Origin of the sequence: Nocardioides donggukensis, assembly GCF_014842875.1 — a bacterium.
In the GTDB taxonomy this organism is placed as follows: domain Bacteria; phylum Actinomycetota; class Actinomycetes; order Propionibacteriales; family Nocardioidaceae; genus Nocardioides; species Nocardioides donggukensis.
In genome coordinates this window covers 745,695-762,653 of sequence record NZ_JACYXZ010000002.1, presented here as the reverse complement: position 1 = coordinate 762,653, position 16,959 = coordinate 745,695, and the positions used below count along the sequence as shown (strand labels likewise).

The following is a 16,959-nucleotide window of genomic DNA, read 5'->3' as shown; positions in this document are numbered from 1 at the left end:
CCTGCGCGGACCGCCCGTCGCGCCAGTCGGCCCGCTCACCGAACCGCGCCGGTCGACCCGGGCGAGGCCCGACACCCCCTCGTTACAGTGAGGTGAGTCCCGCCACACCCGCCACGAGGAGGCCACATGCTCGTCCCGTTCTCCGTCTCGGACTTCATCGACCGGGCCGTCGGGGTCTACGGCGACCGGATCGGGGTGGTCGACGAGCCGGACCAGCCGGCTCCCTCGCTCGGATCGCTGACCTATCGGGAGATCGACGCCCTGGCCCGCCGCCAGGCGGCCCGGCTCGACGAGCTCGGCATCGGCGTGGGGGAGCGGGTGGCGATCGTCTCCCACAACTCCGCGCGCCTGCTCACCTCCTTCTTCGGCGTGGCCGGCTCCGGCCGGGTGCTGGTCCCGGTGAACTTCCGGCTCCGTCCCGACGAGGTCTCCTACATCGTCGAGCACTCCGGAGCCCGGGTGCTGCTGGTCGACCCCGAGCTCGACGCCGAGCTGGCCGAGGTCAAGGCAGAGCACCGGTTCCTGCTCGGCGACGACAGCGACCTCTACGCCGCCCGGCCCGAGGACGGCGGCGCCGAGCCGCGCCCGTGGGAGCCGGACGAGAACGCCACCGCCTGCATCAACTACACCTCGGGCACGACCGCCCGGCCCAAGGGCGTGCAGATCACCCACCGCAACATCTGGGTGAACGCCGTGACGTTCGGCCTGCACGCCGCGGTGACCGACCGCGACGTCTACCTGCACACGCTGCCGATGTTCCACGCCAACGGCTGGGGGATGCCGTTCACGATGACCGGCCTGGGCGTCAAGCAGGTGGTGATCCGCAAGATCGACGGCGCCGAGATCCTGCGCCGGGTCGAGGAGCACGGGGTCACCGTGATGTGTGCCGCGCCGGCGGTCGCGGCCGCCGTGCTCGAGGCCGCCCAGGACTGGGAGGGCGAGATCCCCGGGCGGGACCGGGTCCGGATCATCATGGCCGGGGCGCCGCCCCCGACGAAGACGGTGGCCAGGGTCGAGGAGGAGCTGGGCTGGGAGTTCATCCAGATCTACGGCCTCACCGAGACCTCGCCGCTGCTGACGATCAACCGCACCCGCGCGGAGTGGGACGGGCTGAGCACCGAGGAGCGCGCCGCGAAGCTGGTCCGCGCCGGCGCGCCGGCCATCGGCGTGACGCTGTCGACCTCCGAGAGCGGGGAGGTGCTGGCCCGCTCCAACGTGGTCCTCGAGGGCTACTGGGAGCAGCCGGAGGAGAGCGCCCGGTGCCTGGCCGACGGCTGGTTCCACACCGGTGACGGCGGCGACATCGGTGACGACGGCTACCTGACGATCAGCGACCGCAAGAAGGACGTGATCATCACCGGGGGGGAGAACGTCTCCTCGATCGAGGTGGAGGACGTCATCTTCTCCCACCCCGCCGTCGCCGAGGTCGCCGTGATCGGCGTGCCCAGCGAGAAGTGGGGCGAGACCATCAAGGCGCTGGTGGTGCTGGCCGAGGGCGGCGAGGTCACCGAGGAGGAGCTGATCGCCTGGTGCAAGGACAAGGCGGCCGGCTACAAGGCGCCCACCAGCGTGGAGTTCCGCGACGAGCTGGCCCGCACCGCGACCGGGAAGCTGCAGAAGTTCAAGCTGCGCGAGCCCTACTGGAGCGGCCGCGACCGCCAGGTGAACTGACCGCGCCCATGGCCTAGCCTCGGGCCATGCCCGAGTCGAAGCCACTGCTCACCGACGTCGTCGACCTGCTGCACGGCTGGTACCCGCCGGAGACCGCCGAGGACTGGGACGCGGTCGGACTCGTGTACGGCGACCCCGCGGCGCCGGTGCGCAAGGTGATGTTCGCCGTCGACCCGACCCCCGAGGTGGCCGCCGAGGCGGCCGAGTGGGGCGCCGACCTGCTCGTCGTGCACCACCCGCTGTTCCTCAAGCCCGTGCACGGGTTCGCCGCGACCACGCCCAAGGGTCGGACGCTCGCCACCCTCGCCGGCGCCGGGTGCGCCCTGCTGACCGCGCACACCAACGCCGACCAGGCCGAGGGCGGGGTGTCCGAGGCGCTGGCGCTGGCGCTCGGCCTCACCGGGCTGGACCCGATCCTCCCCATGTCCGCCGACCCGCTCGACAAGCTCGTGGTGTTCGTGCCGCGGGACGCCTCGGCCCCGGTCCGAGCGGCGATCGCCGAGGCGGGTGCCGGTGCGATCGGCCACTACGACCACTGCTCGTTCTCGACCGCGGGGCAGGGCCGGTTCCGCCCGCTGCCGGGGGCCGACCCGGCCATCGGCACCGTCGGCGACGTCGAGGTGGTCGAGGAGGACCGGATCGAGGCGGTGCTCCCGCGACACCTGCGGGCGGCCGTGGTGGCAGCGATGCGCGCGGCGCACCCCTACGAGGAGCCGGCCCACGACATCGTCGAGCTGGCCGACCCCCAGGCCACGCTGACCGGCACCGGCCGGATCGGGACCGTGGAGCCGGTGACCCTCCGTGAGTTCGCCACCCGGGTCGGCACGGTGCTGCCCGAGACCGCGCACGGGGTCCGGGTCGCCGGCGACCCGGACCGGGTCGTGCGGCGGGTGGCCGTCTGCGGCGGGTCCGGCGACTTCCTGCTGGACCGGCTGGCCGGCACGGACGTGGACGTCTACCTCACCAGCGACCTGCGGCACCACCCGGCGGCCGAGTTCCTCGAGCGGCGGGGCCCGGCCCTGGTGGACGTCGCGCACTGGGCCGCGGAGTGGACCTGGCTGCCGGTGGTCAGCGGGCGGCTGGCCGACGCCGTGACGGCCACGGGCGCTACGGTGGAGACCCGTGTGAGCACCCTGCCCACGGACCCCTGGACGTTCCGCACTCCCTAGGAGACGACGCTGAAAGCCGACCCCTTCGCCCAGCTCAAGCTGCTCGACGTCGCCGAGCTGGACGCCCGCATCGACCAGCTGCGGCACCAGCTCGACGCGCTCCCCGAGCACGGGCGGATCGCCACGCTGGGCTCCGCCCTCGGCGAGCTCACCGACCGGGCCCGCGACGCCCGGATCCTCGTCGACGACCTGACCCGCGCCCAGAGGAAGGCCGATGCGGACGTGGAGCAGGTCAAGGCCCGCCGCGAGCGCGATCGCAGCCGGATGGACTCCGGCCAGGTCAGCAGCCCCAAGGACCTCGAGCGGATGTCCCACGAGCTGGGGTCCCTGGAGCGTCGGATCTCCGACCTCGAGGACACCGAGCTCGAGGTGATGGAGCAGCTCGAGGAGGCACAGGCCGAGCTGGACCGGGTCGCCGCCGAGCTGGCCGACACCGAGCAGCAGCTCGCCGCCGCCACGCAGGAGCGGGACAACCGCGCCGCCGCCATCAACGCCGAGCTCGGCACGGTGAGCGCGGAGCGGTCCACCGCAGCCGAGGGGCTGCCCACCGACCTGATGAGCCTCTACGAGCGGATCCGCGGCAGCAAGAGCGTCGGGGCCGCCCCGCTGCGGGCCCGTCAGTGCGGGGGCTGCCGGCTGACGCTGAACGCCTCCGACCTCGCGGTGATCGCCAAGGCCCCCTCCGACGAGGTGGTCCGCTGCGAGGAGTGCTCGCGGATCCTCGTGCGGACCTCCGAGTCCGGGCTGTGACCGGGGCCCGGAGCGGGCCGCGCCGGGTGCTGATCGAGGCCGACGGCGGCTCACGCGGCAACCCCGGCCCGTCGGCGTACGGCGCGGTGCTCAAGGACGCCGACACCGGTGAGGTGCTCGCCGAGGACGGCACCCGGATCGGGACCGCGACGAACAACGTGGCGGAGTACTCCGGGCTGATCGCCGGCCTGCGGCTGGCCGAGGAGTTCGCCCCGGACGCCGACATCGAGGTCCGCATGGACTCCAAGCTGGTCGTCGAGCAGATGTCGGGGCGGTGGAAGATCAAGCACCCCGACATGCGGCCGCTGGCGATGGAGGCGACCAGGCTGGCGCCGTTCGGGACGACGTACACGTGGATCCCGCGGGAGCGCAACAAGCACGCCGACCGGCTGGCCAACGAGGCGCTCGACGGGACCCGGGACGGGGTCACCGTCGGTGGCGGGCCCGCGGCGCCGATCGCCCTCGACGAGCCGGACTCGCTCATCGAGGAGGTCGAGAGCGCGGCCGGCACCCGGGCCGCCCGGCCCTCGGGTGCGCGCGGCTGGTCGCCCCACGGCGGGCCGGCGACGACGCTGGTGCTGGTGCGGCACGGGGTGACCGACCACACCGTGGAGAAGCGGTTCTCCGGTGGCCTGGCCAGCGCGAACCCCGGACTCAGCGACGAGGGGCGGGACCAGGTCCGGGGCACGGCCGAGTGGCTGGCGCCCCTGGCCGACCGGGTGGAGGCGGTCGTCGCCTCGCCCGTGCGGCGCACGATGGAGTCGGCCGAGATCCTCGCCGAGGCGCTGGGGCACGAGGTGCGGGTCGAGCCGGGCTTCGCCGAGATGGAGTTCGGGGCCTGGGACGGCCTGACGTTCTCCGAGGTGGCCGAGCGGCACCAGGCCGACCTCGACGCCTGGCTGGGCTCGCTCGAGGTCCCCGCCGGCGGCGGGGAGTCCTTCCGTGCGGTCGAGGAGCGGGTGCTGGCGGGCCTGGACCGGGTGCTGGCCGAGCACGCCGGGCGGACCGTGGTCGTGGTCAGCCACGTGACGCCGATCAAGACGCTCGTCGCGCACGCCATGGGCGCCCCCCTGGAGGCGGTCTTCCGGATGGAGCTGGCACCGGCCTCGGTGAGCGTGCTCTCCTACTTCACCGCAGACGAGGACGAGCCGGGGGAGTCGTCGCGTCCCCGGGTGCCCCGGACGGTGGCCTCGATGCGGCTGTTCAACAGCCGCCCGGGCAGCGACATCCTGCCCGGCTGACCCCGGCTGACCCCGGCTGTCGCCGGCCGTCGGGCGGGTCAGACCTCGTCGACCACGACGTCGAGCTGCACGCCGTGCCGGCCCGGGGGCGTCTCCTCGACCTTCCAGCCGAGGTCGCGCAGCAGGTCGGCCAGCTGGCCGGGGGTGCGCGGCCTGCCGCCGTCCTCGAGGACGGCCCGCACGATGCGGCCCTTGGTGGCCTTGTTGAAGTGGCTGACCACCTTCCGGGTGCCACCGTGCTCGTGCAGCACCCGGACGGTGGCCACCCGCGGCGCCAGCGCGGGCTCCGGCCGCCAGAACGCGGCGTACGTCGTCGAGCGCAGGTCGACGAGCAGCCCGGCGCCGAGGGCGTCGGTGACCGCCGGGCCGAGGTGCTGGCGCCACACGCCGGCGACCCCGCCGAGTCCGGGCAGCGTGGTGTCGCCCGAGAGCCGGTAGGCGGGGACGGCGTCCGTGGGTCGGAGCAGGCCGAACAGGGCCGAGGTGACCGCCACCCGGGTCGCGGCCCGGCGACGGGCGGCGGGGGAGAGCGTCGGGAGGTCCAGCGCGTCGAAGAGCACCCCGGTGTAGATCCGGTCCGCACGGGCGGTGGGCGCGTCCCGCAGCTCGGCGTTGCGCAGCACCAGCTCGGTCTGCGTGGCCCCGAGCCCGAGCACCGCGGCGGCCCGGTCGACGTCCGTGGCGCAGAGGTCGACGAGGGCGTCGAGGACCCGGCCGCGGGCGGCGGTCAGGGAGCCGAAGCCGAGCGTGGCGAGGTCGAGCGGCCGGCCGCGCCGGGGAGCGGCCTTGCCCTCGCTGGGGGGAAGCAGGATCAGCACCGGCTCAGCGTAGACGGGGCCCTACGCTGTCGGACTCCCGACTAGGGTGGCTGCCATGTCGATGAGGGTGGTCAGGGTCCGGGCCGGCGACGACGGTGTCGCGGCGCACCGGCTGCGCGAGGGGATCGCCGCGATCCGAGCGGAGATGGAGCTGACGGCGGACTTCCCGCCGGAGGTGGACACGGCCGCCGAGCGGGCGGCCGCCGAGCCACGGCTCCCCGACCTCGACCGCACCGACCTGCCGTTCGTGACCCTCGACCCGGCCGGCGCGCAGGACCTGGACCAGGCGCTGCACCTCGAGCGCCGCGGCGAGGGCTACCTCGTCCACTACGCGATCGCCGACGTGGCCGCGTTCGTCACCCCGGGTGACCCGGTCGACGCCGAGGCCAACCGTCGCGGCGAGACCCTCTACGGCGCCGACTCGAAGATCCCGCTGCACCCGCGGGCGATCTCCGAGGACGCCGGCTCGCTGCTGCCGGACCAGGTCCGCCCGGCCCTGCTGTGGACGATGGAGCTGGACGCGACCGGCGAGGGGACCAGTGTCCACGTCGAGCGCGCCCTGGTCCGCTCCCGCGCCCAGCTCACCTACGACCAGGTGCAGGCCGCCCTCGACGACGGCACCGCCGACGAGGTGTTCACGCTGCTGGGCGAGGTCGGTCGGCTCCGGCTGGCCCGCGAGGCCGCCCGAGGCGGGATCTCGCTGCCCCTTCCCGAGCAGGAGATCGACGTCCGTGGCGTCCGATGGCACCTGGAGTTCCGCTCCCTGCACCCGGTCGAGGAGTGGAACGCCCAGATCTCCCTGCTCACCGGCATGGCCGCCGCCTCCCTCATGGTCGACGCCAAGGTCGGGCTGCTCCGCACGCTGCCGCCGGCCGACCCCCGCGACGTACGCCGCCTGCGCCGCACCGCGCGGTCCCTGGGCATCGACTGGCCGCGGGACCAGGACTACCCGGCCTTCATCCGCGGGCTCGACCCCGTCCGGCCCCGGCACGCCGCCATGGTGGTCGCCTGCACGCGGCTCCTCCGCGGCAGCGGGTACGCCGGCTTCGAGGGCGAGCTGCCCGAGCAGACCGAGCACTCGGCCATCGCGGCGGAGTACGCCCACGTCACCGCGCCGCTGCGCCGGCTGGTGGACCGCTACGCGGGAGAGGTCTGCGTGGCGCTGTGCGCCGGGACCGAGGTGCCCTCCTGGGTGACCGAGCGGCTGCCGGACCTGCCCGGCCTGATGCAGTCGTCGCGCCAGCGCGCCAACCGCTACGAGAACGCGATCGTGAACCTCGTGGAGGCGGCCACGCTCGAGCCGCACCTGGGGGAGTCGTTCCCGGGCGTGGTGGTCGAGGTCGACCCCGAGGACCAGACCCGCGGCGAGGTCAGCCTCGCCGAGCCGGCCGTCGAGGCTCGGGTCTCCGGCTCGACCCCGCTGCCGCTGGGCGAGGAGGTCATCGTGCGCCTGGTGACCGCCGACCCGGCGACGCGTGCGGTCGGGTTCGAGCTCGCCTGAGCCCCGGCTGCTGGGGTATCCGCCCGGGCCCGTCGCGCCCATACTGGACGGGGGCCGGTGCGGCACCGGTCACCCGGGGAGTCCGGCTCGACGGGGAGGACCGACATGCCCGACCAGGAACCGCAGCGGCACCGCCGCGAGGAGTTCGTCATCGAGGGTGAGGACTCCGCGGCCCGCACCACGCCTCCACCCTTCCGCTTCTCCCGCCTGGGCCCACGCGGACGCCGGCTGCCGGAGGCGATCCGGACGAAGGTCGGCCGGGCCATGACCGACGCGACCGGACGCGGAGGCGGGCCGCCGGCCGGCTACACCTATCTCGGCCAGTTCGTGGACCACGACCTGACCTTCGACGCGACCACCGTCGCGCTCGGCGAGGCGGTCTCGCCGGCCGACCTGCTGCAGGGGCGGTCGCCGACGCTGGACCTCGACTCGCTCTACGGCGCCGGTCCGGCGGACCCGGTCTCCGCGCTCTTCTACGCGTCCGACGGACGCCACCTCCGCACCGGCCGGACCGTCGCCACGCCGCCGGACCCGGCGATGTCGGGCTTCGACCTGCCACGGCGCGGCACGGGCTCGGCCGCAGCCCGCCGCCGGGCCGTGATCCCCGACCTCCGCAACGACGAGAACCTCGCCGTGGCACAGCACCACGCCGCGATGATCCGGTTCCACAACCGGGTTCTGGACACCCTGCCGGCCTCCACGCCCCAAGCGGCGCGGTTCCGCCGGGCCCGCCGTCGGGTCGTCCTGCACTACCAGTGGATGCTGCGCACCGACTACCTGTCCCGGATCTGCGACCGCGCCGTGGTGGACGACGTGTTCACGAACGGCCGGAAGGTCTTCGAGGTGGGAGCCGACCCGTTCTCGATGCCGACGATGCCGGTGGAGTTCTCGGTCGGGGCGTTCCGCTTCGGCCACTCCATGGTGCGGGCCTCCTACGACTGGAACGCGCGCTTCCCGGGACGGTCGGGGTCCCTGGACTTCCTGTTCACCTTCTCCGGGACCTCCGGTGACCTCGGCGGGAACAGGCGGCTGCCGAGCAACTGGATCGCCGACTGGCGGCGGATGTACCGGCTGGACCAGGCCGGTCGTGCGGACCTGAAGCCGCCGACCGGGGCGTTCAACCCGGCCCGCAGGATCGACACGGGACTGGTCGACCCGCTGGCGGTGCTACCGCCCGGGTCCTTCGGGGGACCAGGGTCGGACGCGTTCACGATCCGCGCCAACCTCGCCTTCCGCAACCTCACCCGGGCCAGCATGGTCCGGCTGCCGAGCGGCCAGCAGACCGCCGACCTGCTGAGCGCCTCGGGCGTCTCGTCGACCAGGCTCACGAGACGTCAGATCCGGGTCGGCTCGGGTGACGGGGCCTCCCTGACCGCCCTCACGCCCACCCAGCTCGAGCTCTTCCTCGACCACACGCCGCTCTGGTTCTACGTGCTCCGCGAGGCGGAGCTGAACGGCGGCCGGCTCACCGGGGTCGGGGCCCGGGTCGTCGCGGAGACCTTCCATCGGGCGATGGAGGGCAGTCGGCACTCGATCGTCCGGAACCCCGGCTGGCGGCCGAGTCTGGGGGCGGTGGACGGCCGGTTCACGATGCCGGACCTGCTGCTCTTCGCCTTCGAGGGGAGGAAGGACCTGCTCGCCCCCCTGACGTGAGGCCGTCCCCGTGGCCGCCCCCACCACCTCGCGGATGTTGATTCACGTTTGTTTATGTGGCTCTAGACCCCTTGACGCCACATAAACAAAGGGATATAAAGGAACACACAGATAGAGACGTAGATCACACCGGGTTCCGGAGTCGAAGGGCGATTCGAGATGACGACAGCCGCCACACATGCCGGGCCCTACCAGCTGCCCGACCGCAACCTCGGACTCGACCTGATGCGAGCCACCGAGGCGGCGGCGATGGCGGCCGGCCGCTGGGCCGGGCTCGGCGAGAAGGAGAGCGGTGACGGCGCCGCCGTCGACGCCATGCGCCAGGTGCTCGCCGGCGTGCAGATGCGCGGGGTCGTCGTGATCGGCGAGGGGGAGAAGGACGAGGCGCCGATGCTGCACAACGACGAGCAGCTCGGTGACGGGACCGGTCCCGACATGGACATCGCCGTCGACCCGGTCGACGGCACCACCCTGCTGGCGAACGGCATGCCGAACGCGATCGCGGTGATCGCGGCGGCCGATCGGGGCAGCATGTTCGACCCGCGGGACGTCTACTACATGGAGAAGCTGGTCGTAGGGCCCGATGCCGCCGGCAAGGTGGACGTGACCGCCCCCACCGAGGAGACCCTGCGCGTGGTGGCCGAGGCCAAGGGTGGCTCGGTCTCCGACCTGACGGTCGCCGTGCTGGACCGGCCCCGGCACGCCGACCTCATCGCCCGGCTGCGCGCGGCCGGCGCCCGGATCAAGCTCTTCCCCGACGGCGACGTGGCGGTCGCGATCGCCGTGGCCCGGCCGGGATCGGGGATCGACGTCCTCATGGGCGTCGGCGGGACCCCGGAGGGGGTGATCACGGCCTGCGCGATGAAGGCGATGGGCGGCGAGATCCAGGCCCGCCTCCACGTCGCCGACGACGAGCAGCGGCAGCGGGCGCTCGCGGCCGGCCACGACCTCGACCGGGTGCTCCAGCTCGACGACCTGGTGTCGTGCGACAACACGTTCTTCGTGGCGACCGGCATCACCGACGGCGACCTGCTCCCGGGGGTCCGCTACTCCAGCGGTGGCGCCCGCACCAGGTCGCTGGTCATGCGCTCGCAGAGCGGCACCGTGCGAGAGGTCAGCAGCGACCACGCCCTGAACAAGGTGCTCCGACACGCCGGTGAGACCGCGTGATCCCCGTGCAGCCGCAACCCTCGGTGCCCCACAGCAGCCCCACCCGTCGACCCGGAAGGCAGTGATCCAGCGATGGACAAGTTCGTGTACCAGTTCAGCGAGGGCAACAAGGACCAGAAGGACCTGCTGGGGGGCAAGGGCGCCAACCTCGCCGAGATGACCCGGCTGGGCCTCCCGGTCCCGCCCGGCTTCATCGTGACGACCGAGGCGTGCCGGCACTACCTCAAGCACGACAGGCTCCCGGACGACCTGAGGGTGCAGGTCACCATGGCGCTGCGACGGCTGGAGGACGAGGTGGGTCGCCGCCTCGGCGACTCGGTCGACCCGCTGCTGGTGAGCGTGCGCTCCGGCGCGAAGTACTCCATGCCCGGAATGATGGAGACGGTGCTCAACGTCGGCCTCAACGACTTCTCGGTCAAGGGGCTGATCGAGGCGTCGGGGGACGAGCGCTTCGTCTGGGACTCCTACCGGCGACTGATCCAGATGTTCGGCAAGACCGTCCTCGGCATGGAGGGCGAGGACTTCTCCCGGGTGATCGAGGCGGCCAAGCAGGCCAAGGGCGTCACCAGCGACCTCGAGCTGGACGCCCAGGACCTCCGACAGCTGGTCGAGGACTTCAAGGCCGTGGTCGAGGAGAAGAGCGGGCGCAGCTTCCCCCAGGACCCGCGTGAGCAGCTCGATCTCGCCACCAGGGCGGTCTTCGAGTCCTGGAACACCGACCGCGCCCGCGTCTACCGACGCCGCGAGCGCATCCCCGAGGACGCCGGCACGGCGGTCAACGTCTGCACCATGGTCTTCGGCAACCTGGGCGAGACCTCCGGCACCGGCGTCTGCTTCACCCGCGACCCCTCGACCGGCAAGCCGGGGGTGTACGGCGACTACCTCGTCAACGCCCAGGGCGAGGACGTCGTCTCCGGGATCCGCAACACCCTGTCCCTGGACGACTTCGCAGAGGTCGACCCGGACTCCTACCAGTCCCTGCGCACCATCATGCGGCGGTTGGAGACCCACTACCGCGACCTGTGCGACATCGAGTTCACCGTGGAGCGCGGCAAGCTCTGGATGCTCCAGACCAGGGTCGGGAAGCGGACCGCCGCGGCGGCCTTCCGCATCGCCACCCAGCTGGTCGACGAGCAGCTGATCACCATGGACGAGGCGCTCGAGCGCGTGGGCGGCGCGCAGCTGGCCCAGCTGATGTTCCCCCAGTTCGACACCGATGCCGAGCGCACCCGCTTCACCCAGGGGATGGCCGCCTCGCCGGGCGCCGCCGTGGGCAAGGTGGTCTTCGACTCCGCGACCGCGGTCGCCTGGGCCGCGCGTGGCGAGTCGGTGGTGCTGGTGCGCAAGGAGACCAACCCCGAGGACCTCGAGGGCATGATCGCCGCGACCGGGATCCTGACCAGTCGCGGGGGCAAGACCTCGCACGCCGCCGTGGTGGCGCGGGGCATGGGCAAGACCGCGGTCTGCGGTGCCGAGTCCCTGGACGTCGACGAGGAGCAGCAGGTGGCCCGCGCCGACGGCGTGACCATGCACGAAGGCGACGTGCTCTCCGTCGACGGGTCGACCGGTGAGGTCTTCGTCGGCAGGCTGCCGGTCGTCGCCTCGCCGGTCGTGACCTACCTCGAGGAGGGACTGGAGGCGGCGCTCGTCGGCGTGGACGAGGGCACCGCCGACCTGATCCAGGCGGTCGACCGGCTTCTCGCCCACGCCGACGCCGTGCGCACCATGCAGGTCCGGGCGAACGCCGACACCGGGCAGGACGCGGAGCGGGCCCGCCGCATGGGCGCGGAGGGGATCGGCCTGTGCCGCACCGAGCACATGTTCCTGGGAGACCGCCGCGTCCTCATCGAGCGGGTGATCCTCGCCGAGACCGCGGCGGAGCGCGCCGACGCCCTCGTCGCGCTCCTGCCGCCACAGCGTGCGGACTTCGTCGAGCTCCTCGCCGCGATGGACGGTCTCCCGACCACGATCCGCCTGCTCGACCCGCCGCTCCACGAGTTCCTGCCGGACCGCGCCGACCTCATGGTCAAGGTCGCCCGGGCCGAGGAGCAGGGTGCGGCCAGCGACGACGACACGCGGCTGCTCGCAGCGGTCAACCGGCTGCACGAGTCCAACCCGATGCTCGGCCTGCGCGGGGTCAGGCTCGGCCTGGCCGTGCCCGGCCTGTTCGCCGGTCAGATCAGGGCGATCGCCGAGGCCGCGGCGGAGCGGGTCAAGGCCGGTCATGATCCGAGGCCCGAGATCATGGTCCCGCTCGTGGGCTCGCTGATGGAGCTGCACCTCGTGCGCCAGGAGGCGACCCGGATCCTCGCGGAGGTCGCCGAGGCCGAGGGGGTCGACTTGGAGATCCCCGTCGGCACCATGATCGAGCTGCCGCGGGCGGCACTGACCGCCTTCCGGATCGCCGAGGAGGCCGACTTCTTCTCCTTCGGCACCAACGACCTGACGCAGACCACCTGGGGCTTCAGCCGCGACGACGTCGAGGCGGCCTTCTTCGCGGCCTACCTCGAGAAGGGCGTCTTCACGGTCTCGCCGTTCGAGAGCCTCGACGTGGACGGCGTGGGGAGGCTGGTCGACATCGCCACCCGGGAAGGTCGCGGCACTCGACCCGGCCTCAAGGCCGGGGTCTGCGGTGAGCACGGGGGAGACCCCGACTCGATCCACTTCTTCCACCAGGCCGGCCTGGACTACGTCTCCTGCTCCCCGTTCCGCGTCCCGGTCGCCCGGCTCGAGGCCGGTCGTGCCGTCCTCGGCAAGGGCGAGGAGGACACCTCGGACGACGCCGAGATCCAGCGCGCGTAGGCGGGGACGCCCCCGACCCTCCCCGCTGCCGTCGCCTCGAAAGTGCGCATTCGGGCATCACAGCGCGGGTTCGTCGCGCACACTACGAGCAGGGACGCAGACCATATTGGGGGAGACATGCTCAGCTTCGAGAACGACGTGGACGAGACCGTCGAGCCGTCGGCGGCAGTGCCGGAGGCAGTCCAGGAGACGCCGACCAACGCCGCCGCGCGAATGCTCGAGATGGCGGCCGTGACCGCCGATCGACTCGTCAACGACGCGGGAGCGGAGGCCGCGTCGCTGCTGACCACCGCGCAGACCAAGGCCGACGCGATCGCCGAGGCCAGTCGCGACGAGGCGGACCGGGCCGCCGCCGAGCTGGCTCGCGCCCATGAGGAGCAGGCCGCCGGGCTCGACCGCGAGCGCGCCGCCGCCCTGGCGTCGTTGGCCCAGGAGAAGTCGGCCCTCGAGGCCGAGATCGCCTCGCTGCGTCAGCTGGAGAGCGACCACCGCAGCCAGCTGCGACGCAGCCTGACCGAGCATCTCCACCTGCTCGACACGATGTCGCAGGGTGGACCCACGGCCATCGCCGGCTGAGGCCCGGCCATGATGAGGTGCGGAGAGGCTGGCTCATAGGCCGGGTTCTGTTCGCTGCGGGGCCTCGCGACCCCGCAGTTGGCGACCATCCATCTGGGACGACCGTTGCCGGCCGCCTCGTGCGATCCACCCGCACGCTCGGGCGGGCCGCCCTCGGTCACGTGCGCACCGCGACCGGAGTCGCGGCTTCTCGATCTTGCTCCAGGTGGGGTTTACCTAGCTGTGCCGGTCACCCGGCACACTGGTGGTCTCTTGCACCACCGTTTCACCCTTGCCGCCCGGCCCCGAAACAACGGAGCCGGGAGGCGGTCTGTTCTCTGTGGCACTGTCCCGCGGGTCACCCCGGGTGGGTGTTACCCACCACCTTGCCCTGTGGAGCCCGGACCTTCCTCGACCACCGCCGTGAAGCGGTCGCCGCGGTCGCCCGGCCAGCCTCTCCGCACGCTCAGGATACGCGTTACGGTCGGGGACATGGACGACGGTGACGACTTCTCCGAGCTGCCGACCCCCGCCGTGCTCTTCCCGGGCCCGGTCGGGCACCCGTCCGAGGCGTTCCAGCGGGCCTGGGAGCTGCTGGAGCAGCGCGCGCCCCGAGAGGCGCTGGCCGTGCTCGAGCCGGCGGTGGAGGCCGAGCCGCAGGCCCGGTCGCTGCGATCGCTGCGGGCCTGGGCCTATTTCATGCGGGTGCAGCTGACCCGGGCGGAGGCGGACCTGCGGGTGATCGTCGAGGAGGACCCCTCCGACGTGTGGGCCCGGCACACGCTCGGCCGAGCGCTGGAGCGGCAGTCGCGCTTCGACGAGGCGCTGCCGCACCTGCGGCTGGCCGCCGCGATGTCCGGCGACCCCGAGCACGAGGCCGCGGTGCTGCGGGTCGAGCGGCGGCTGGCCGAGACCGGGCAGACGTCCTTCGACGACCTGACCTGACCTGACCTGGGCCGGGCCGGTCAGGGCAGCGTGAGCACCTCGGCGCCGTCCTTGGTCACCAGCAGCGTGTGCTCGAACTGGGCGCTGCGCCGCTTGTCCCGGGTGACCACGGTCCAGTCGTCGTCCCACATCTCCCACTCGTGGGTGCCGAGGTTGAGCATCGGCTCGATGGTGAAGGTCATCCCCACCTCGATCTCGTCGTCGTAGTACGACTCGTCGTAGTGCGGGATCACCAGGCCGCTGTGGAAGTGGGTGCCGATGCCGTGGCCGGTGAAGTCGCGGACCACGCCGTACCCGAACCGGCGGGCGTAGGACTCGATGACCCGGCCGATGACGTTGATCCGCCGCCCCGGCTTCACCGCCTTGATGCCGCGGTCGAGGGCCTGCTTCGTGCGCTCCACCAGCAGCCGGGTCTCCTCGTCGACCTCGCCGGCGAGGAAGGTGGCGTTGGTGTCGCCGTGCACGCCGTCCAGGAACGCCGTGATGTCGATGTTGACGACGTCGCCGTCCTCGACCACCCGGCTGTCGGGGATGCCGTGGCAGACCACCTCGTTGACGCTGGTGCACAGCGACTTGGGGAAGCCCCGGTAGCCCAGCGTGGAGGGGTAGGCGTCGTGGTCGCAGAGGAACTCGTGGCCGATCCGGTCCAGCTCGTCGGTGGTGACACCGGGGGCCACGTGCGAGCCGACCAGGTCGCGGGCCTGGGCGGCCAGCCGGCAGGCGACCCGCATCCGCTCCACCGTCTCGGCGTCCTTGACCTCGCTGCCGGTGAACGGGGCCGGCGCCGGCTTGTCGACGTACTCCGGTCGCGGGATGTGCGCGGGGACGGGGCGCCGGGGCGACACGGTGCCGGGGGCGACGGTGACCTGCTGCGTGGACATGGTGGCGAGTGTAGTTTCAGCCTCATGAGCGACGAGTACTGGTTCTGCCTCGAGCACCACCGGGTCGAGGGCGAGCACGGCTGCCGCAACGCGGACCGGCTCGGTCCCTACCCGACCGAGGCCGAGGCGGCCCGCGCCCTGCAGACGGTCGAGGAGCGCAACGAGGCGTGGGACAACGACCCGGCCTGGAACGACGACGCGCTCGAGGACTGAGGTCGGGCATGGGGTCGCCGGAGCGGCCGTGGTGAGCCCGTGGTGAACCGCAACGCCACCTCGCCGTGGCCGTTCGTGGGCATGGCGGGCATGGCCGCGACCTTCTTCCTGTACGCCGCCTCCGGCCTGGTCGTCCCCTGGTGGGCGGTGCTGCTGCTCATGGCCCTGTGGCTGGTCCAGTTCGTGGCCGCCTGCCGGTGGTGGACCCCGCACCCGACCCGGGTCGCGGCGGTCCCCGTGGTGGCGACCGTGCTCTGGTTCGGCCTGGTCACCGGGGGAGCCGCGGCGTTCGGCTGGTCGAGCTGACCTCGGCTCAGCGGGGCGTGACCCGCAGGACCCGGTCGACCCGCCTGCCGTCGGTGCTGTCGGAGGTGGTGACCAGCAGGCTCCCGTTCGGCGCCCGGGTGACCGACCGGAGCCGGGCTATCCCGCGCAGCGCCCGCGGGGCCACCGTGGAGACCAGGCGGCCGCGCGGGTCGAACTTCATGAACACGATCCGCTGCCGCTTCAGGGCGGCGACGGCGAGGCGTCCGTCGAGCCTGCCCCACTCCTCGCCCCTGACCCAGGCGGCGCCCGAGGTCGCGATCGTCGGGGACCCGCTCCGCCACCGGGCCCGGCGCTGCCGGCCCGGGAGCTCGTGGTCGGTCATGGGCACCGACTCGTTGTAGCCGGCTCCGCCGCCCTCGGGGACCGGGTGCCACCCGTAGTCGCCGCCGGGCTTGAGCAGGTTGACCTCGTCGTTGCGGTCCGGACCGTGCTCGACGGACCACAGGCTGCCGTCCTTGCGCTGAGCCAGGCCCTGCACGTTGCGGTGCCCGTAGGTGAGCACGAACCGGCTTCTGCGGCTCTCGGCGTCGATGAGGGGATTGTTCGGGTGCGGCCTGCCGGTCATCCGGTTCAGCCGCAGCACCTTGCCCGCCAGCGAGGTCCGGTCGCGCGGCGTGGTGCCGACCGCGGCGTCGCCGGTGCCGACGAGCAGCGCACCGCCGCGGGTGATCAGCAGACGGCAGCCGCCGTGCCGGCCGGTGCCGGCCCGGATCCCCGCGCGCAGCACCTCGATCCTGCGGGCCCGGGCGCCCGCGTCGCCGAGCCGCCAGGCGACCACGCGGACGTCGTTGCCGCCACCGGCGCGGTAGCCGCCCTGGCAGGTGTAGAAGCGCCGGTTCTCGCGGAACCTCGGGTCCACCTCGAGCGACATCAGCCCGGTCTCGCCGGCCGCCCAGACGGAGCCGCTGGGGAACCGGACGCGGGTGCGGCGGCCGTTCCGGACCCGGTACAGCCGTCGGGTGCTGCGCTCGGTGATGAGGAACTCCCCGGTGCCGATCGGCTGGACGTCCCACGGCACGGCCAGCCCCGTGGCGAGCGAGGTGACCCGCAGCGCGGGCGCGCGGGCCGCGACCTGCGCGGAGGCCGCCGCCTCCCGCGTCGTGGTCGCCACTTCGCGGGGCGCGGCTTCGGGGGGCGCGGCCTCGGAGGGGGCCGATCCGGCGGGGGCCAGGAGGCCGGCGGTCAGGACGACGAGGGCGACTGCCACGAGACTGCGCATGGGACAGCGTACGTCGCGACCGCGCCGCGACAGGCCGGACGCCG

Annotated in this window: 15 protein-coding genes and 1 other RNA gene; 12 read left to right on the top strand and 4 right to left on the bottom strand. The window is 73.1% G+C overall.

What is annotated here, in order from left to right:
• Positions 1–126 precede the first annotated feature (126 nt).
• The 4 genes from IE331_RS09905 to IE331_RS09890 are packed head-to-tail and all read left to right on the top strand — an operon-like array spanning position 127 to position 4,831.
• The gene (locus IE331_RS09905) at positions 127–1,671 is read left to right on the top strand and encodes an AMP-binding protein (protein WP_192142975.1); all 1,545 of its coding nucleotides are present in this window, start codon (positions 127–129) and stop codon (positions 1,669–1,671) included.
• A 26-nt stretch (positions 1,672–1,697) separates the two neighbouring features.
• Positions 1,698–2,840 (top strand): Nif3-like dinuclear metal center hexameric protein, encoded by a 1,143-nt coding sequence (locus IE331_RS09900; protein ID WP_192142973.1) that lies wholly within the window; start codon positions 1,698–1,700, stop codon positions 2,838–2,840.
• A gap of 9 nt (positions 2,841–2,849) precedes the next feature.
• Positions 2,850–3,590, top strand: a complete 741-nt coding sequence (locus tag IE331_RS16975) for a CT398-like coiled coil hairpin domain-containing protein (RefSeq protein ID WP_192143224.1) — start codon at positions 2,850–2,852, stop codon at positions 3,588–3,590.
• Positions 3,587–4,831 (top strand): bifunctional RNase H/acid phosphatase, encoded by a 1,245-nt coding sequence (locus IE331_RS09890; RefSeq protein WP_192142965.1) that lies wholly within the window; start codon positions 3,587–3,589, stop codon positions 4,829–4,831. Before IE331_RS16975 ends, IE331_RS09890 begins: the two co-directional genes overlap by 4 nt.
• Before the next feature lie 38 nt (positions 4,832–4,869).
• Here IE331_RS09890 and yaaA read toward each other — a convergent pair whose 3' ends face one another.
• Positions 4,870–5,649: a peroxide stress protein YaaA gene (gene yaaA, locus IE331_RS09885; protein WP_192142963.1), complete on the bottom strand. Its 780-nt coding sequence runs from the start codon at positions 5,647–5,649 to the stop codon at positions 4,870–4,872.
• 55 nt (positions 5,650–5,704) lie between these two features.
• Between yaaA and IE331_RS09880 the strand changes: the two genes are divergently transcribed.
• The 5 genes from IE331_RS09880 (at position 5,705) to IE331_RS09860 (ending at position 13,351) form a co-directional block, all read left to right on the top strand.
• Entirely contained in the window at positions 5,705–7,150 is a 1,446-nt protein-coding gene (locus IE331_RS09880) for an RNB domain-containing ribonuclease (protein WP_192142961.1), read from the top strand.
• 105 nt (positions 7,151–7,255) lie between these two features.
• Entirely contained in the window at positions 7,256–8,803 is a 1,548-nt protein-coding gene (locus IE331_RS09875) for a peroxidase family protein (RefSeq protein WP_192142959.1), read from the top strand.
• Positions 8,804–8,962: 159 nt separating this feature from the next.
• Positions 8,963–9,973, top strand: a complete 1,011-nt coding sequence (gene glpX, locus IE331_RS09870) for a class II fructose-bisphosphatase (protein ID WP_192142957.1) — start codon at positions 8,963–8,965, stop codon at positions 9,971–9,973.
• Positions 9,974–10,045: 72 nt separating this feature from the next.
• Positions 10,046–12,775 (top strand): pyruvate, phosphate dikinase, encoded by a 2,730-nt coding sequence (gene ppdK / locus IE331_RS09865; RefSeq protein ID WP_192142955.1) that lies wholly within the window; start codon positions 10,046–10,048, stop codon positions 12,773–12,775.
• Between the two features lie 117 nt (positions 12,776–12,892).
• Positions 12,893–13,351: a hypothetical protein gene (locus IE331_RS09860; RefSeq protein WP_192142953.1), complete on the top strand. Its 459-nt coding sequence runs from the start codon at positions 12,893–12,895 to the stop codon at positions 13,349–13,351.
• A gap of 20 nt (positions 13,352–13,371) precedes the next feature.
• Here the strand turns inward: IE331_RS09860 and rnpB are convergent.
• Positions 13,372–13,787: RNase P RNA component class A (gene rnpB, locus IE331_RS09855), an RNA gene on the bottom strand.
• Between the two features lie 35 nt (positions 13,788–13,822).
• On the opposite strand from rnpB, the gene IE331_RS09850 reads away from it, so the two are divergent.
• Positions 13,823–14,275: a tetratricopeptide repeat protein gene (locus tag IE331_RS09850; RefSeq protein WP_192142951.1), complete on the top strand. Its 453-nt coding sequence runs from the start codon at positions 13,823–13,825 to the stop codon at positions 14,273–14,275.
• Positions 14,276–14,295: 20 nt separating this feature from the next.
• Here the strand turns inward: IE331_RS09850 and map are convergent, their stop codons facing one another.
• Positions 14,296–15,156 (bottom strand): type I methionyl aminopeptidase, encoded by an 861-nt coding sequence (gene map, locus IE331_RS09845; RefSeq protein ID WP_192142948.1) that lies wholly within the window; start codon positions 15,154–15,156, stop codon positions 14,296–14,298.
• Between the two features lie 24 nt (positions 15,157–15,180).
• On the opposite strand from map, the gene IE331_RS09840 reads away from it, so the two are divergent.
• Positions 15,181–15,369, top strand: coding sequence for a hypothetical protein (locus IE331_RS09840; protein WP_192142946.1), 189 nt, complete (start codon positions 15,181–15,183; stop codon positions 15,367–15,369).
• Positions 15,370–15,411: 42 nt separating this feature from the next.
• A complete protein-coding gene (locus IE331_RS09835; RefSeq protein ID WP_192142944.1) occupies positions 15,412–15,675 on the top strand; it encodes a hypothetical protein in 264 nt (87 codons plus the stop codon).
• 7 nt (positions 15,676–15,682) lie between these two features.
• On the opposite strand, the gene IE331_RS09830 is transcribed toward IE331_RS09835, so the two are convergent.
• Entirely contained in the window at positions 15,683–16,915 is a 1,233-nt protein-coding gene (locus IE331_RS09830; RefSeq protein WP_192142942.1) for a PQQ-dependent sugar dehydrogenase, read from the bottom strand.
• Between the last annotated feature and the right edge of the window lie 44 nt (positions 16,916–16,959).

Coding starts and splice junctions, on each gene's coding strand:
- IE331_RS09905 (WP_192142975.1), top strand. CDS start 127: ATGCTCGTCCCGTTCTCCGTCTCGGACTTCATCGACCGGGCCGTCGGG.
- IE331_RS09900 (WP_192142973.1), top strand. CDS start 1,698: ATGCCCGAGTCGAAGCCACTGCTCACCGACGTCGTCGACCTGCTGCAC.
- IE331_RS09880 (WP_192142961.1), top strand. CDS start 5,705: ATGTCGATGAGGGTGGTCAGGGTCCGGGCCGGCGACGACGGTGTCGCG.
- IE331_RS09875 (WP_192142959.1), top strand. CDS start 7,256: ATGCCCGACCAGGAACCGCAGCGGCACCGCCGCGAGGAGTTCGTCATC.
- glpX (WP_192142957.1), top strand. CDS start 8,963: ATGACGACAGCCGCCACACATGCCGGGCCCTACCAGCTGCCCGACCGC.
- ppdK (WP_192142955.1), top strand. CDS start 10,046: ATGGACAAGTTCGTGTACCAGTTCAGCGAGGGCAACAAGGACCAGAAG.
- IE331_RS09860 (WP_192142953.1), top strand. CDS start 12,893: ATGCTCAGCTTCGAGAACGACGTGGACGAGACCGTCGAGCCGTCGGCG.
- IE331_RS09850 (WP_192142951.1), top strand. CDS start 13,823: ATGGACGACGGTGACGACTTCTCCGAGCTGCCGACCCCCGCCGTGCTC.
- map (WP_192142948.1), bottom strand. CDS start 15,156: ATGTCCACGCAGCAGGTCACCGTCGCCCCCGGCACCGTGTCGCCCCGG.
- IE331_RS09840 (WP_192142946.1), top strand. CDS start 15,181: ATGAGCGACGAGTACTGGTTCTGCCTCGAGCACCACCGGGTCGAGGGC.
- IE331_RS09830 (WP_192142942.1), bottom strand. CDS start 16,915: ATGCGCAGTCTCGTGGCAGTCGCCCTCGTCGTCCTGACCGCCGGCCTC.